Here is a 15,700-nt window from a genome sequence, read left to right as displayed (position 1 = left end):
CTTCAGGGTGGACGTCACTATGCCACAAAAGTGTCACCTGTGATGGCTCTCTTATTTTTTGTGGGCTGGCTTCCAAAGCGATAAATCCACGTCGGACAGCCGAGCATTTTCAGCAAGCCTTGTTTTATACTACGCGCACTTCGTTGTCGCACAGGTTTTAAACATACCATGACCCAGGATGAACTGAAAAAAGCCGTTGGCTGGGCTGCACTTGAGTACGTGCAGCCGGGCACCGTTGTTGGCGTAGGCACCGGATCCACCGCTGCCCACTTTATTGATGCGCTGGCCACAGTCAGGCATCAGATTGAAGGTGCTGTCTCCAGCTCGGATGCCTCAACCCAGAAGCTGAAGAGCCTGGGTATTCAGGTGTTCGATCTGAACGAGATTGACCTGCTGTCGGTATACGTTGATGGCGCGGATGAGATCAACCCACAGATGCAGATGATCAAAGGCGGTGGCGCAGCGCTGACGCGCGAAAAGATCGTGGCCGCAGTGGCAGAGACGTTTATCTGCATCGCTGACGCCTCAAAAGAGGTCGATGTGCTGGGGCGTTTCCCTCTGCCGGTCGAAGTGATTCCGATGGCGCGCAGTTACGTGGCGCGTCAGTTGGTGAAAATGGGTGGCTTACCTGAGTATCGTCAGAACGTGGTCACGGATAACGGCAACATTATTCTTGATGTGCATAATCTCCGCATTCTCGATCCGATTGAGCTGGAAAAAACCATCAATGCTTTGCCTGGCGTCGTGACCGTTGGCCTTTTTGCCGCGCGCGGTGCCGATATCGCATTGATCGGCGGTCCTGATGGCGTGAAAACCATCAAAAAATGATCTGTCTGGCGCTGTAAAGGCGCCGGTTATTTCTGCCTGCAAATCATCTTTTCTCGCGTCGGTGAAATTTGGTGACTTATGTCACATAACCGTCATCGACAGTAGGTTCGTTCTCTCTTCATCGCTGACCTCATGATTTTGTCCGGCAATGTGCTGCTGCCAGCCATTGCCATGCTGGCTGGCGGGCAATCGTTTGTATTGCCGGACGCGATTTTTTTGATATTTTGACAGAAGGCTGGCTTATGGTAGTCCTCATTGAATGCTGAATAGGATCGGGAAATGGCAAAGGTATCACTGGAAAAAGATAAGATTAAGTTCCTGCTGGTGGAAGGTGTCCATCAGAGCGCGCTGGAAAACCTGCGGGCTGCAGGCTATACCAACATCGAATTCCACAAGGGCGCACTGGACTCCGACGCGTTAAAAGCATCGATCCGCGATGCGCACTTCATTGGTATCCGTTCCCGCTCCCAGCTCACTGAAGAGATTTTTGCGGCGGCTGAAAAGCTGGTCGCCGTGGGCTGTTTCTGTATCGGCACCAACCAGGTTGATCTGCAGGCGGCTGCCCGCCGGGGTATCCCGGTGTTCAATGCGCCTTTCTCGAATACCCGCTCGGTGGCGGAGCTGGTCATTGGTGAGATGCTGCTGATGCTGCGTGGCATCCCGGAAGCAAACGCGAAAGCACACCGTGGCATCTGGAATAAGATTGCCAAAGGCTCATTTGAAGCGCGTGGCAAAAAGCTGGGCATCATCGGTTACGGTCATATCGGTATGCAGCTGGGCGTGCTGGCAGAAAGTCTGGGCATGCATGTTTTCTTCTACGACATTGAAAACAAGCTGCCGCTGGGTAATGCCACGCAGGTACGCCATCTTGCAGACCTGCTCAACATGAGCGACGTTGTCAGCCTGCACGTGCCGGAAACGGCCTCTACACAGGATATGATCGGTGCAGAGCAGCTGGCGCAGATGAAACCCGGTGCGCTGCTGATTAACGCCTCACGCGGTACAGTCGTGGATATTCCCGCGCTGTGTGATGCCCTGGCCAGCAAGCATGTGGGTGGTGCAGCCATCGACGTCTTCCCGACCGAGCCAGCCACCAACAGCGAGCCGTTTATCTCTCCATTGAGTGAGTTCGACAATGTGATCCTGACGCCGCACATTGGCGGATCGACAGAAGAAGCGCAGGAGAATATCGGGATTGAAGTGGCGGGCAAGCTGGCAAAATATTCCGATAACGGCTCGACTCTCTCAGCGGTCAACTTCCCGGAAGTATCACTGCCGATTCACGGTATCAGCGCCAGTCGTCTGCTGCATATCCATGAGAACCGTCCTGGCGTGCTGACGGCCATCAACCAGATTTTTGCCGAGCAGGGTATCAACATCGCCGCCCAGTATCTGCAAACTTCACCGTTCATGGGCTATGTGGTGATCGACATTGATGCAGAGCCGGAAGTGGCCGAGAACGCGCTGCAGCTGATGAAGGCGATTCCGGGTACTATCCGCGCGCGTCTGCTCTACTAAGCGCTACCAACCTGAACAGGCGCTTAGTCGCGTCTCTTCAGGTAGGTAATACAGGCTGTCGCGATTTACTTTAAGATCGAGACTGCGAAGAGAACACGGTCAGATCGGAAAGACGCAAAAGCCGCCATCCCTGGCATGCCCGGCCCGCGCGATTACGCACCTCATCCCTGATGTGTGCCCGTTGCCGGGCCAACGCTTTGCGTTGTTCAAAAACGTTCCCGGCGTTTTTGTCCCTTCCGCGGGACGCTTTCCTCTTCTGACCATGTTCCCTGCGCGTTAAGCTTTTCCATTGCTGCCAGATGCGCCCAGGTATGGGTTTTCACTTGTCTGCAAAAGCGACGCTTCTACTCCCACTGCCAGAGTTTTGATGGCGTCATTACCGTCGGCAAAGGCACATCCCATTCTGCCACCGGCAGGCTATCGACCTGCTGACAATCGTGTGCCAGGCCCACCGGCAAAAAACCGTGCTGCCGCCAGTTCTGCAGGGTACGATCGTAGAAGCCGCCGCCCATCCCCAGACGCTGTCCATGCTGATCAAATGCCACCAGCGGCACCATCATCAGATCCAGTTGGTCAAGGGTGATCAACTGCCGGATATCCAGCGGCGGTTCAGGAATGCGCAGCTTATTTTTGAGCAATGGGGTATCGGGCGAGTAGCGCAGAAACAACAAATTACCGGGGGAGAAGGGGTGTAAAACCGGCAGACAGACCGTTTTCTTCAGATGCCAGAGGCGGGCAATCAGCGGACGGGTATTCAGTTCGCCATCCACCGACAGAAAAAGGGCGATATTGCGCGCTTCAGTCACCGGGGCGTAGTTGAGCGCATGTTCAGCGAGCTGCTCAGCGGCCTGCGTTTGCTGCTCATCGGTGAGTGCCCGTCGCAGATGTCGCACATGCTGGCGAATCGCCTGACGCTGGGTCATTGAAGGTTCAGACATGGAAGGTTCAGACATGGAAGGTTCAGACATGATTTCCCCGCCGGATAAGTCGCTGTTGAGCGACTATAACATGTCAGTCAGGGGAAAAAGCAGGACTACAGGAAGAGAGATCTCCGAGATGCCGCCGTAGGCTGTAACCCTTGAACCCTTGGTTCAAGGTGAACATGCCGTCATAACCATCAGGCTTCTCGGACGAACCGAGCATGCACACAGGTTACGAGCGTCACATTCTGTTTTTTCGAAATATCGGCTCAGGGGACTGGCCCACATGCAAACATCTCAGAGAAGATTTACCTCACCGTTACTTAAGTATAGCAACCATGAAGTTTTATTCGAATTTCGCACCCTCACGCTCAGAGATGCGACCCTGCTCAACTAATGCCTGTTCAATCGTCTGCTGCAACATACGGATACGTTGTTCCATATTAGCAGCATAATCGCGCGTTTTCACTTTCTCTTGCGCCAGCTCGTGGCAGACGTTTAACGCGGCGATGAACACCAGTTGTTCTGTATTGGTGACTCTAGTGCGAACTTTTAGATCTTGCAACCGTTGATTGAGATCTTCAGCCGCGCTATTGAGCGCATCTTGCTGCTCTGGCGGACAATTTACTCTCAACGAACGACCAAAAATTTGTAAATCTACCGGTTGTGCAGACATGCCACCTTCCTGACTGATTACTTCGCTCGCAACTCCCTTAGCAGTCAATGGCTTGGGAGGCGGGCAACTATATAGACCCACGAAATAAGATACAACCCCTTTTCTGGAAACCTTGAGGCAGCTAGTGGTAGCATAACACGAACTTATTCTGCCAACGACGATGAAAACTTATGTCCTTACAGAACGCAACCCCCGATTACAACGCGCTCGCGGCGGTGCTCTCACAGCAGGGTGTTGGAATGACGCCCGCGGAAATGCATGGCCTGTTGAGCGGGATCCTCTGCGGTGGTAACCAGGACACCAGCTGGAAGACGCTGGTACACGATCTGGCTAACGAAGGCATGGCGTTTTCACACACTCTTGCCGTGCCGCTGGCGGAGCTACACGAGCATACGGCGACTACGCTGGAAGATGAAGGCTTCCTGTTTCAGCTACTGCTGCCTGCTGACGACGACATCACCGTATTTGACCGTGCCGACGCGCTGGCGGGCTGGGTTAACCATTTTCTGCTCGGCCTGGGCGTAACACAGCCTAAACTGGATAAGGTCACCGGCGAAACCGGCGAAGCAATCGACGATCTGCGTACTATCGCCCAGCTCGGTTACGAAGAAGATGAAGACCAGGAGGAGCTGGAGCAGTCGCTGGAAGAGGTGATTGAGTATGTACGTGTCGCCGCACTGCTGTGCCACGATACGTTTACCCGTCCACAGCCTACTGCGCCAGAAGTGCAAAAACCGACGCTACACTAATTTCAGGTCAACGCGTTTAACCGGTCAGTTTACAGGGAGTGCAGAGATGATTTCACTGGAACGATACCTGCAGCGTCGTCAGGCGCTGCTGGCAAAGATGGCGCCTGGCAGCGCAGCGCTGATTTTTGCTGCGCCCGAAGTGACGCGCAGTAATGACACGGAATATCCGTTTCGTCAGAGCAGCGACTTCAGCTATTTCACCGGCTTTAACGAGCCGCAGGCACTGCTGGTACTGATCAAAAGCGATGAAAATCACAACCACAGCGTGCTGTTTAACCGCGTTCGCGACCCGGCAGCGGAAGTCTGGTCTGGCCGTCGGCTGGGCCAGGAGGCGGCTCCCGAAAAACTGGGCGTCGATCGTGCCCTCCCCTGGAGCGATATCGGCGAACAGCTGCACCTGCTGCTGAATGGCCTTGACGTCATTTATCATGCGCAGGGCGAATATGCCCATGCGGATACGCTGGTGTTCAGCGCGCTGGACAAGCTGCGTCGCGGTTTCCGCCAGAATCTCAGCGCGCCTGCCACCGTCACTGACTGGCGTCCGTGGGTGCATGAGATGCGTCTGTTTAAAGATGCGGATGAAATTGAGTTGTTACGTCGCGCCGGGATAATCAGCGCACTGGCGCATACCCGTGCCATGCAAACCTGCCAGCCAGGCATGTTCGAATATCAGCTGGAAGGGGAAATTCTTCACGAGTTTACCCGTCACGGTGCGCGTTTTCCCTCCTATAACACCATTGTGGGTGCTGGTGAGAACGGCTGCATTCTGCACTACACCGAAAATGAAAGTGAAATGCGCGACGGCGATCTGGTGCTGATCGATGCAGGCTGTGAATTCTACGGCTACGCTGGCGATATCACCCGCACCTTCCCGGTTAATGGCAAATTCAGCCCGGCGCAGCGCGCGATTTATGACATCGTACTGGCTTCGCTGAACCGATCGCTTGAGCTGTTCCGGCCCGGCATCAGCATTCGTGAAGTGAATGATGAAGTGGTGCGCATTATGGTGACGGGCCTGGTTGATCTGGGCATCCTTGAAGGCGACGTTGATACCCTGATCGCTGAAGAAGCACATCGCCAGTTTTACATGCATGGCCTGGGGCACTGGCTGGGGCTGGATGTTCATGATGTCGGTCACTATGGTACCCCGAGCCGCGACCGCGTATTGGAGCCGGGCATGGTGTTAACCATTGAGCCGGGCCTTTATATCGCCCCGGATGCGGATGTGCCCGCACAGTATCGCGGCATCGGTATCCGAATCGAAGATGACATTGTGATCACTGAAGATGGTATTGAAAATCTTACCGACAGCGTCGTGAAAGAGGCCGATGAGATTGAAGCACTGATGGCGGCGGCAAAACAGGCATGACGATTCTGATTGCCGGCGGCGGCATGACCGGGGCGACGCTGGCGCTGGCGCTCTCCCATCTCACTCAGGGTACCCTGCCGGTGACGCTGATTGAAAGCAGTGAGCCGGGCAGTCGGGCGCATCCCGGTTTCGATGGCCGCGCGATTGCGCTCTCTGCCGGCACCTGCCAGCAGCTGGCGGACATCAATCTGTGGCAGCGCATCGCCAGCTGTGCCACCCCGATTACCGACATCCATGTCTCCGACCGCGGGCACGCTGGCTTTGTGTCGCTGGCAGCGGCGGATTACGCTATTCCGGCACTGGGACAGGTGGTTGAACTGTTTGACGTCGGTCAGCGGCTGTTTGCGGAACTGAAAAAAGCGCCAGGTGTGACGCTGTGCTGTCCGGCGCGCGTTACGCATGCCCAACGCAGCGAGCAGCAGGTGGAGGTGACGCTGGACAGTGGGGAGCAACTCAGCGGCAAACTGCTGGTGGCGGCGGATGGCACGCGCTCTGCGCTGGCCGCCTCGTGCGGTATCCAGTGGCAACGGGACGACTATCAACAACTCGCCGTGATTGCCAATGTCACCACTGCGCTGCCTCATCAGGGCCGGGCATTCGAGCGTTTCACCCAACATGGCCCGCTGGCGCTGCTGCCGATGTCCGGCAACCGTCTGTCGCTGGTCTGGTGTCATCCGCTGTCGCAGCGTGAACAGATTGAGGCGTGGAGCGAGGCTGAATTTCTCAGCCAGTTGCAGCGTGCCTTTGGCTGGCGCCTGGGCAAATTCACCCACACCGGTCAGCGTGAATATTACCCGCTGGCGCTGCACCGGGCGATGTCGCCCGTGACGCATCGCGTGGCGGTGGTGGGCAATGCGGCGCAGACGTTGCATCCGATTGCTGGTCAGGGCTTCAATCTTGGCCTGCGTGATGTGATGTCGCTGGCTGAAACCCTGGCCGCCGCCCATCGCCAGCAGCAGGACCCCGGCAGTTATGCAGTGCTTAACCATTACCAGCAGCGTCGTCAGCCCGATCGCGCCGCGACTATCGGTATTACCGACGGGCTGGTTCGCGTCTTTGCGAATCGCTATGGCCCGATGGTAGCCGGTCGCAACCTGGGCCTGCTGGCGATGGATCATCTGCCGTGGCTACGAAATCAACTGGCTAAGCGTACGCTTGGCTGGGTTAAGCGTTAATAAAGAGGCTCAGATGCAAACTTTTGATGTGGTGATTGCCGGTGGCGGTATGGTGGGACTGGCGGTGGCCTGCGGCTTGCAGGGCAGCGGACTGCGCATCGCCGTCCTGGAAAAATCACCGGAGCCACCGCTGGCGATGAGTGCATCACCGTCCATTCGCGTGTCGGCGATCAACGCCGCCAGTGAACGGCTGTTGCAGAAGCTGGATGTCTGGTCGACCATTCTCTCGCTGCGTGCCAGCGCTTATCACGGCATGGAAGTGTGGGATAAGGATAGTTTCGGTGCCATCGCCTTTGATGATCAGCACCAGGGCCTGTCGCATCTGGGCCATATCATCGAAAACCCGGTGATCCATAACGCGCTCTGGCAACGCGCCAGTGCCTGCAGTGACGTAACGCTGATGGCCCCCTCGCAGTTACAGCAGGTGGCATTTGGCGACAACGAAGCCTTTATTACCCTGCAGGATGGCAGCATGTTAAGCGCGCGATTAATGATTGCCGCCGACGGTGCCAATTCCTGGCTGCGTAATAAAGCCGATATTCCGCTGACCTTCTGGGATTACGATCACCATGCATTAGTGGCTAACGTCCGCACTGAGAAGCCGCATGACATGGTGGCGCGCCAGGTGTTCCACGGCGACGGCATTCTGGCTTTCCTGCCAATGCAGGATCCGCATCTGAGCTCTATCGTCTGGTCCCTCTCGCCGCAGGAAGCGAGTCGTCTGGAAACTATGCCGGAAGCGCTATTCAATCAGCAGCTCTCGGTGGCGTTTGATATGCGCCTCGGCCTGTGCCAGCTGGAGAGCGAGCGTAAGTCGTTTCCGCTGGTGGCACGCTATGCCCGCAACTTTGCGGCACACCGTCTGGCACTGGTGGGCGATGCGGCCCACACCATTCATCCACTGGCGGGTCAGGGCGTTAACCTTGGCTTTACGGATGCCGCCGAATTGATTGGTGAGATTCGGCGTCTGCATCAGCAGGGCAAAGATATTGGTCAGCACCTCTATCTGCGTCGCTACGAGCGCAGCCGTAAACACAGTGCCGCCATGATGCTGGCAGGAATGCAGGGCTTCCGTGAGATGTTCGCTGGTAATAATCCGGCGAAGAAACTGCTGCGCGACGTGGGTCTGAAGCTGGCGGATCGCCTGCCAGGGGTAAAACCGATGATGCTGAAGCAGGCGATGGGCCTGAATGATTTGCCCGCCTGGCTACGCTAAATCCACGCCTCCTGATAAGCCAGCATCTGCTGGCTTTTTTTATATCTGAACCCCTCTGCACCACCAAAAGGCAACGCTGCACCATCAGGGATCTTCGTTTGATTTATTCTAATTTTGCGGCTGAATTCGCATTACTTTTTCTCATTCATATCCTGGCGAGCTGCGGGATTTTTTTAACATCCTGAATGCCATCTCGCATAAATTTGCTGCGTATATTTATAATCACTGAATTTATTGCGCGATTAATCACAAAATTGCAGTTTTTTATCCTGTTGGTGGTCGTTCCTGGTTAGGCTGTGCATCTGCTTTCGACCCCGGTTTGCTTATGGTTAATCGTCAGATTCGGTGGTAACGTCAGCCGTAAGAGAACGTTTGCGTCGGCACTGAATTCCGGCGCACTTTTGCACTCAACCGCTTCTGCACAGGATGGTTATGACTCAGCAAACACCTCTGTTTGAACAGCATCAGGCCTGCGGTGCCCGCATGGTGGATTTTCATGGCTGGATGATGCCGCTGCACTATGGCTCCCAGATGGATGAACATCATCTGGTGCGCAGCGATGCCGGTATGTTTGATGTCTCTCACATGACCATTGTTGACCTGACAGGTCAGCGGACCCGCGAATTCCTGCGCTACCTGCTGGCAAATGATGTGGCAAAACTGACGCAGCCGGGTAAAGCGCTCTACACCGGCATGCTGAATGCATCGGGTGGCGTCATTGATGATTTGATTGTTTACTTTATGAGCGAAACGTTCTTCAGACTGGTGGTGAACTCTGCCACCCGTGAGAAGGACCTCGCCTGGATCATCCAACACGCAGAGGGCTATGGCATTACGCTTACCGAACGTGATGACCTGGCGCTGATTGCCGTGCAGGGGCCGCAGGCGCAGCAGAAAGCACAGACGCTGTTCAGCGAAGAACAGCGTCAGGCTGTCGCTGGCATGAAGCCGTTTTTCGGCGTGCAGTCAGGTGACCTGTTTATCGCCACAACCGGTTATACCGGCGAAGCGGGCTATGAGATTGCTATGCCTGCAGAGGAGGCGGCCGATTTCTGGCAGCGTCTGCTGGCCGCAGGCGTAAAACCTGCTGGCCTTGGCGCGCGCGACACGCTGCGTCTGGAGGCGGGTATGAATCTTTATGGTCAGGAGATGGATGAAGGCGTTTCACCGCTGGCCGCCAACATGGGATGGACCATCTGCTGGGAACCCGCTGACCGCGATTTTATCGGCCGGGAAGCGCTGGAACTGCAGCGTGAACGCGGCACCGAAAAGCTGGTGGGACTCATCCTCACAGAAAAAGGGGTGCTGCGTAACGGCCTGCCGGTGCGTTTCACCGATGACCAGGGGCAGTTACAGGAAGGGATCATTACCAGTGGTTCTTTCTCACCAACGCTGGGTTGCAGCATCGCCCTGGCGCGTGTTCCGGCCTCTATCGGCAGCACTGCCATCGTTGAGATCCGTAACCGTCAGATGCCGGTTCAGGTTACCCGTCCCGTTTTTGTCCGCGCCGGTAAGCCGGTCGCCCAGTAAATTTTATTCAGGAGAAATGGCCAATGAGCAATGTGCCGAATACGTTGAAGTACCGCGACAGCCACGAATGGGTGCGCAAAGAAGCCGATGGCAGCTACACCGTGGGAATTACGGAACATGCGCAGGAGTTACTGGGCGACATGGTGTTTGTCGATCTGCCGGAAGTGGGCGCGACGTTTGCCGCTGGTGAAGAGTGCGCGGTCGCAGAATCCGTTAAAGCGGCTTCAGATATCTATGCGCCGATCAGCGGTGAGATTGTGGCGGTCAACGAAGCACTGACTGACTCACCGGAGCAGGTCAACAGCGAGCCTTATGAAGGCGGCTGGTTATTCAAAATCAAAGCCAGCGACGCGTCTGAAATCGACACGCTGCTGGATGCGGATGCTTACAAAGCCTCCATCGACGAGTAGTCGTCAGGCGGCCTCACACAGAGGCCGCAGATTTATGTTTGCTCTCCGGTTCCCCCAGCCCGATTCAGGATTTACTGCTAATGACTCAGACTCTCAGCCAGCTTGAACACAACGGTGCATTCATCGAGCGCCATATTGGTCCTTCACCTGAGCAGCAGGCGCAGATGCTTGACGCGATTGGTGCCCGTTCGCTGGACGCGTTAATCAGCACGATTGTGCCGGCAGACATTCAGCTGCCAGGCCCGCCCGCGGTGGGCGAAGCCGCTACGGAACAGCAGGCGCTGGCCGAACTGAAAGCGATTGCCAGCCAGAATCTGCGTTACAAATCCTGGATCGGTATGGGATACAGTGCGGTCATCACCCCGCCGGTCATCCTGCGAAATATGCTGGAGAACCCGGGCTGGTACACCGCCTATACCCCATATCAGCCCGAGGTCTCGCAGGGCCGTCTGGAAGCGCTGCTGAACTTCCAGCAACTGACGCTGGACCTCACCGGCATGGATATTGCCTCCGCGTCACTGCTGGATGAAGCCACTGCTGCTGCCGAAGCGATGGCGATGGCAAAGCGCGTCAGTAAGCTCAAAAACGCCAATAAATTCTTTATTGCCGACGATATTCATCCGCAGACGCTGGATGTGGTCCGCACCCGTGCAGAGACATTTGGCTTCGAACTGATTATCGACAGCGCCGACAAAGCGCCCGATCACGACGACCTGTTTGGTGTGCTGCTGCAACAGGTGGGCACGACCGGCGACGCGCACGATTACAGCGCGCTGATTGCCGGACTGAAAGCTCGTAAAGTGGTGGTCAGCATGGCGGCAGACTTCATGTCGCTGGTATTACTGGAAGCGCCAGGCAAGCAGGGTGCAGACATTGTGTTTGGTTCCGCTCAGCGTTTCGGCGTGCCTATGGGTTATGGCGGCCCTCACGCGGCCTTCTTCGCCAGCCGCGACGAGCATAAACGCTCTATGCCAGGCCGCATCATCGGTGTGTCACGTGATGCAGCGGGCAACACGGCGCTGCGTATGGCGATGCAGACCCGTGAACAACATATCCGCCGTGAAAAGGCCAACTCCAACATCTGTACGTCGCAGGTGCTGCTGGCTAACATCGCCGGTCTCTATGCGGTGTTCCACGGCCCGGCCGGTCTGAAACGTATTGCCTCACGCATTCACCGCTTCACGACTATTCTGGCAGCCGGACTGCAGCAGGGTGGCCTGAAGCTACGCCATCACCACTGGTTCGATACGCTGACGGTGGAAGTGGCGGATAAAGCCGCCGTGCTGAACCGCGCCCTGAGCTTTGGCGTTAACCTGCGTAGCGACATCCATAACGCCGTGGGCATCACGCTGGATGAAACCACCTGCCGCGACGATATTCTTGCGCTGTTTGCCATTCTGCTGGGTGACGAACACGGTCAGGACCTGGAAAAGCTCGACAGCGAAGTGGCCAGCGAAAGCCACGCGATTCCTGCTGGCCTGCAACGCCACAGCGAAATCCTGACCCATCCGGTGTTCAACCGTCATCACAGCGAAACCGAGATGATGCGCTACATGCACAGCCTGGAGAAAAAGGATTTGGCGCTGAATCAGGCGATGATCCCGCTGGGCTCCTGCACCATGAAACTCAACGCTGCTGCCGAAATGATCCCGATCACCTGGCCGGAATTTGCGGAGCTGCATCCGTTCTGCCCGGCGGAACAGGCGACCGGCTATCTGCAGATGATCGGCCAGCTTTCGCAGTGGCTGGTGCAGCTCACTGGCTATGACGCACTTTGTATGCAGCCGAACTCCGGCGCGCAGGGTGAATATGCCGGGCTGCTGGCGATCCGCCGCTATCACGAAAGCCGTGGCGAGGGCGATCGTCATCTCTGCCTGATCCCGAGTTCAGCGCACGGGACTAACCCGGCTTCCGCCCAGATGGCGGGCATGGACGTGGTGGTCGTGGCCTGCGATAAACAGGGCAACATCGACCTTGGCGACCTGCGGGAAAAAGCGGCGCAGGCGGGCGACAAGCTCTCCTGCATCATGGTGACTTATCCCTCCACCCACGGCGTCTATGAAGAGACCATCCGTGAAGTGTGCCAGATTGTGCATCAGTATGGCGGCCAGGTTTATCTGGATGGCGCGAACATGAATGCGCAGGTCGGCATCACCACGCCGGGCTATATCGGCGCGGATGTCTCGCACCTGAATCTGCATAAAACCTTCTGCATTCCGCACGGCGGCGGCGGCCCGGGTATGGGACCGATTGGCGTCAAAGCGCACCTGGCCCCGTTTGTGCCGGGACACAGCGTGGTACAGATCGACGGTGTGCTGACGCAGCAGGGTGCGGTCTCCGCAGCGCCGTTTGGCAGCGCCTCTATTTTGCCGATCAGCTGGATGTACATTCGTATGATGGGCGCCGAAGGGCTGAAACAGGCCAGCTCGGTCGCGATTCTGAATGCCAACTATATCGCCAGCCGCCTGCAGTCCGCCTATCCGGTGCTCTACACGGGCCGTGACGGCCGCGTGGCGCACGAATGTATTCTCGACATCCGTCCGCTGAAAGAGCAGACCGGTATCAGTGAGCTGGATATCGCTAAGCGCCTGATTGATTATGGCTTCCACGCGCCGACCATGTCCTTCCCGGTAGCGGGTACGCTGATGGTGGAACCAACCGAGTCCGAGAGCAAAATCGAACTGGATCGCTTTATCGACGCGATGCTGTCGATCCGCATGGAGATTGACCGTATCACGGCAGGTGAGTGGCCGCTCGACGACAACCCTCTGGTCAATGCGCCGCATACCCAGCTGGAAATCGTCAGTGAGTGGTCACATCCTTACAGCCGTGAACTGGCGGTCTTCCCGGCGGGCAGCCACAACAAATACTGGCCGACGGTAAAACGTCTGGATGATGTGTTTGGCGACCGCAATCTGTTCTGCTCCTGCGTGCCGATGAGCGACTATCAGTAAGCTCACCGCAGGTAAGTATTAACTATCAGGGGCCGATTTTTCGGCCCTTTTTACTGGAGAATCAGTATGAAACTGGCACTGGTTACGGGTGGCAGCCGCGGTATCGGACGGGCCACGTCGCTGTTACTGGCAGCGCAGGGTTATCGTGTTGCGGTGAACTATCGTCAGCGTGAGGCCGAAGCGCAACAGCTGGTGGCGCAGATCCAGCAGCAGGGCGGTGAAGCCTTTGCTGTTCAGGCAGATATCAGTGATGAAGCCCAGGTGATGGCGATGTTTGCGCAACTCGACCAGCAGTCTGTGCCGCTGGCGTTGCTGGTGAACAACGCCGGGATTCTTTTTCAGCAGTGCCGCACCGAGCAACTGGATGCAGCGCGACTGCATAAAGTCTTTGCCACCAATGTTATCGGGACCTTTCTCTGCTGTCGTGAGGCGGTTAAGCGGATGGGCACCCATCATGGCGGTCAGGGCGGTGCGATCGTCAATGTCTCATCGGCCGCATCCCGTACTGGTGCGCCCGGCGAATATGTTGATTACGCCGCCTCAAAAGGGGCGATGGATACGCTGACGAAAGGTTTGTCGCTGGAAGTGGCGCAGCAGGGGATTCGGGTTAATAGCGTACGTCCGGGATTTATCTATACAGAGATGCATGCCGATGGCGGCGAGCCGGACAGGGTAGACAGGCTTGCCAGCGTGATCCCGATGGGACGTGGCGGTGAGGCAGAAGAGGTGGCGCAAGCGATCGTCTGGCTGGCCAGTGACGCGGCCTCTTACGTCACCGGCAGCATCATTGACGCTGCCGGTGGGCGTTAACGGGTTTCGTCTGAGCGAAGTAATGAATCAGAGGTTTTCGCCGTTGCTGGCGATAACCTGCTGATACCAGTCAAAGCTCTTCTTCTTCGCACGAGAAAAATCACCGCTGCCATCATCATTTTTATTCACATGAATAAAGCCGTAACGCTTGTCGTACTGACCGGTAGTGAACGAAACGCAATCCAGGCAGCCCCACGGCGTATAGCCCATTAAATCCACACCATCATATGCCACCGCTTTCTTCATCTCTTCGATGTGCGCACGCAGATAGTCGATACGGTAATCATCTTCAATCAGCCCGTCGGCATTGGGCTTATCGATAGCACCAAAGCCGTTCTCTACAATGAACAGCGGCTTCTGGTAACGCTCGTACATCTCGTTCATGGCATAGCGCAGGCCCACCGGGTCGATCTGCCAGCCCCAGTCTGACGCTTTCACATGCGGGTTTTTCACCACACCTTCAAAGCCGGTAATCGGGTCGTCAACGCCACTGGCATCGGTCTTCACGGCGTTGCTCATGTAGTAGCTGAAGCCGACATAGTCGGCGCAGCCCTGACGCAGTGTCTCGGCATCGTCCGCTTCCATCTGGATGTCATACCCTTTGCGCGCCCACTCTTTCAGGGTGTAGGCCGGGTAGTAGCCGCGCATTTGCACGTCACTGAACACATAGCGCTGATGCATCGACTCCTGCGCCAGCACGACATCGTCCGGGTGGCAGGAGAACGGATAAACCGGGACCATGGCAATCATGCAGCCAATCTGAAAGTCTGGATTGATATCGTGGCCGAGTTTGACCACTCTGGCGCTGGCAACAAACTGGTGATGCATCACCTGATACATCGCCTGCTCAGGCTTCTCGTGTTCGGTGAAGATCACGCCTGAACAGCAGTAACCAAACAGCGGATACTGCCAGTTACGCTGGTTGTTGATCTCGTTAAAGGTCATCCAGTATTTCACTTTGTTCTTATAGCGATTCATCACCACTTCGCTGAAGCGCACAAAGAAGTCGACCACTTTACGGTTATGCCAGCCGCCATACTCTTTGACCAGGTGATAAGGCATTTCGAAGTGCGAAAGGGTGATGACCGGTTCAATGCCATACTTCAGCAGTTCATCAAACAGATCGTCATAGAATTGCAGGCCCGCTTCGTTGGGCTGCTGCTCATCCCCGTTGGGGAAGATGCGGGTCCAGGCAATGGAGGTGCGGAAGCATTTGAAGCCCATCTCGGCAAACAGCGCGACATCCTGTTTGTAGTGGGAGTAAAACTCCACGCCTTTGTGGTTCGGATAGAAATGGCCAGGCTGCACGCCGTCGGTGATCACCCGGTCAACGCCATGCGAACCGCCGGTCAGCACGTCAGCAATGCTGACGCCTTTGCCGCCCTGATCCCAGCCACCTTCAACCTGATGCGCTGCCACTGCGCCGCCCCAAAGAAAGCCTTTTGGTAACTGCAATTCTGCACTCATGCTTCACCCTATTGCGAATATTGAAATTGCGCTGAGTGTAGCAAGGAAATAATGAAAGTCACGATATAACAGCGCGCA

The 15,700-nt window shown here is 56.3% G+C and carries 13 protein-coding genes and 1 other RNA gene; 10 read left to right on the top strand and 4 right to left on the bottom strand.

Annotated features, from left to right (window positions below):
* Positions 1-168: 168 nt before the first annotated feature.
* Both rpiA and serA read left to right on the top strand, forming a co-directional pair.
* Positions 169-828 (top strand): ribose-5-phosphate isomerase RpiA, encoded by a 660-nt coding sequence (gene rpiA, locus NIM72_RS08790; RefSeq protein WP_010248819.1) that lies wholly within the window; start codon positions 169-171, stop codon positions 826-828.
* Between the two features lie 279 nt (positions 829-1,107).
* A complete protein-coding gene (gene serA / locus NIM72_RS08785; protein WP_161732614.1) occupies positions 1,108-2,346 on the top strand; it encodes a phosphoglycerate dehydrogenase in 1,239 nt (412 codons plus the stop codon).
* A 344-nt stretch (positions 2,347-2,690) separates the two neighbouring features.
* Here the strand turns inward: serA and NIM72_RS08780 are convergent, their stop codons facing one another.
* The 3 genes from NIM72_RS08780 to zapA all read right to left on the bottom strand — a co-directional run bounded on the left by NIM72_RS08780 (position 2,691) and on the right by zapA (position 3,942).
* The gene (locus NIM72_RS08780; RefSeq protein WP_253422066.1) at positions 2,691-3,284 is read right to left on the bottom strand and encodes a 5-formyltetrahydrofolate cyclo-ligase; all 594 of its coding nucleotides are present in this window, start codon (positions 3,282-3,284) and stop codon (positions 2,691-2,693) included.
* Between the two features lie 106 nt (positions 3,285-3,390).
* Positions 3,391-3,573: non-coding RNA, 6S RNA (gene ssrS / locus NIM72_RS08775), on the bottom strand.
* 39 nt (positions 3,574-3,612) lie between these two features.
* Positions 3,613-3,942, bottom strand: coding sequence for a cell division protein ZapA (gene zapA / locus NIM72_RS08770; RefSeq protein WP_008925677.1), 330 nt, complete (start codon positions 3,940-3,942; stop codon positions 3,613-3,615).
* 170 nt (positions 3,943-4,112) lie between these two features.
* On the opposite strand from zapA, the gene NIM72_RS08765 reads away from it, so the two are divergent.
* From NIM72_RS08765 to NIM72_RS08730, 8 genes are all read left to right on the top strand, one after another.
* Positions 4,113-4,691: a YecA family protein gene (locus NIM72_RS08765; protein WP_022623836.1), complete on the top strand. Its 579-nt coding sequence runs from the start codon at positions 4,113-4,115 to the stop codon at positions 4,689-4,691.
* A gap of 46 nt (positions 4,692-4,737) precedes the next feature.
* Positions 4,738-6,060, top strand: coding sequence for a Xaa-Pro aminopeptidase (pepP, locus tag NIM72_RS08760; protein ID WP_161732612.1), 1,323 nt, complete (start codon positions 4,738-4,740; stop codon positions 6,058-6,060).
* Entirely contained in the window at positions 6,057-7,235 is a 1,179-nt protein-coding gene (gene ubiH, locus NIM72_RS08755; RefSeq protein WP_161732610.1) for a 2-octaprenyl-6-methoxyphenyl hydroxylase, read from the top strand. The genes pepP and ubiH overlap by 4 nt, the downstream gene beginning before the upstream one ends.
* A 13-nt stretch (positions 7,236-7,248) precedes the next feature.
* Positions 7,249-8,451, top strand: a complete 1,203-nt coding sequence (gene ubiI / locus NIM72_RS08750; protein WP_253419974.1) for an FAD-dependent 2-octaprenylphenol hydroxylase — start codon at positions 7,249-7,251, stop codon at positions 8,449-8,451.
* Between the two features lie 432 nt (positions 8,452-8,883).
* Positions 8,884-9,981: a glycine cleavage system aminomethyltransferase GcvT gene (gene gcvT / locus NIM72_RS08745; protein ID WP_222925012.1), complete on the top strand. Its 1,098-nt coding sequence runs from the start codon at positions 8,884-8,886 to the stop codon at positions 9,979-9,981.
* Between the two features lie 23 nt (positions 9,982-10,004).
* Positions 10,005-10,391 (top strand): glycine cleavage system protein GcvH, encoded by a 387-nt coding sequence (gene gcvH / locus NIM72_RS08740; protein WP_161732604.1) that lies wholly within the window; start codon positions 10,005-10,007, stop codon positions 10,389-10,391.
* A gap of 80 nt (positions 10,392-10,471) precedes the next feature.
* Complete coding sequence (gene gcvP, locus NIM72_RS08735; protein ID WP_253419971.1) at positions 10,472-13,345, top strand: aminomethyl-transferring glycine dehydrogenase; 2,874 nt, start codon at positions 10,472-10,474, stop codon at positions 13,343-13,345.
* A 66-nt stretch (positions 13,346-13,411) separates the two neighbouring features.
* Positions 13,412-14,155 (top strand): SDR family oxidoreductase, encoded by a 744-nt coding sequence (locus NIM72_RS08730; RefSeq protein ID WP_161732600.1) that lies wholly within the window; start codon positions 13,412-13,414, stop codon positions 14,153-14,155.
* Between the two features lie 27 nt (positions 14,156-14,182).
* Here NIM72_RS08730 and NIM72_RS08725 read toward each other — a convergent pair whose 3' ends face one another.
* Positions 14,183-15,622, bottom strand: coding sequence for a 6-phospho-beta-glucosidase (locus NIM72_RS08725; protein WP_161732598.1), 1,440 nt, complete (start codon positions 15,620-15,622; stop codon positions 14,183-14,185).
* Positions 15,623-15,700 lie beyond the last annotated feature (78 nt).

Source organism: Pantoea sp. B550, assembly GCF_024158165.1.
In the GTDB taxonomy this organism is placed as follows: domain Bacteria; phylum Pseudomonadota; class Gammaproteobacteria; order Enterobacterales; family Enterobacteriaceae; genus Pantoea; species Pantoea alfalfae.
This window is presented reverse-complemented; position numbering and strand designations above follow the sequence as displayed.

Excerpts from the sequence above, each read along its gene's own strand:
- rpiA (WP_010248819.1), top strand. The coding sequence starts at position 169 with ATGACCCAGGATGAACTGAAAAAAGCCGTTGGCTGGGCTGCACTTGAG.
- serA (WP_161732614.1), top strand. The coding sequence starts at position 1,108 with ATGGCAAAGGTATCACTGGAAAAAGATAAGATTAAGTTCCTGCTGGTG.
- NIM72_RS08780 (WP_253422066.1), bottom strand. The coding sequence starts at position 3,284 with ATGTCTGAACCTTCAATGACCCAGCGTCAGGCGATTCGCCAGCATGTG.
- zapA (WP_008925677.1), bottom strand. The coding sequence starts at position 3,942 with ATGTCTGCACAACCGGTAGATTTACAAATTTTTGGTCGTTCGTTGAGA.
- NIM72_RS08765 (WP_022623836.1), top strand. The coding sequence starts at position 4,113 with ATGTCCTTACAGAACGCAACCCCCGATTACAACGCGCTCGCGGCGGTG.
- pepP (WP_161732612.1), top strand. The coding sequence starts at position 4,738 with ATGATTTCACTGGAACGATACCTGCAGCGTCGTCAGGCGCTGCTGGCA.
- ubiH (WP_161732610.1), top strand. The coding sequence starts at position 6,057 with ATGACGATTCTGATTGCCGGCGGCGGCATGACCGGGGCGACGCTGGCG.
- ubiI (WP_253419974.1), top strand. The coding sequence starts at position 7,249 with ATGCAAACTTTTGATGTGGTGATTGCCGGTGGCGGTATGGTGGGACTG.
- gcvT (WP_222925012.1), top strand. The coding sequence starts at position 8,884 with ATGACTCAGCAAACACCTCTGTTTGAACAGCATCAGGCCTGCGGTGCC.
- gcvH (WP_161732604.1), top strand. The coding sequence starts at position 10,005 with ATGAGCAATGTGCCGAATACGTTGAAGTACCGCGACAGCCACGAATGG.
- gcvP (WP_253419971.1), top strand. The coding sequence starts at position 10,472 with ATGACTCAGACTCTCAGCCAGCTTGAACACAACGGTGCATTCATCGAG.
- NIM72_RS08730 (WP_161732600.1), top strand. The coding sequence starts at position 13,412 with ATGAAACTGGCACTGGTTACGGGTGGCAGCCGCGGTATCGGACGGGCC.
- NIM72_RS08725 (WP_161732598.1), bottom strand. The coding sequence starts at position 15,622 with ATGAGTGCAGAATTGCAGTTACCAAAAGGCTTTCTTTGGGGCGGCGCA.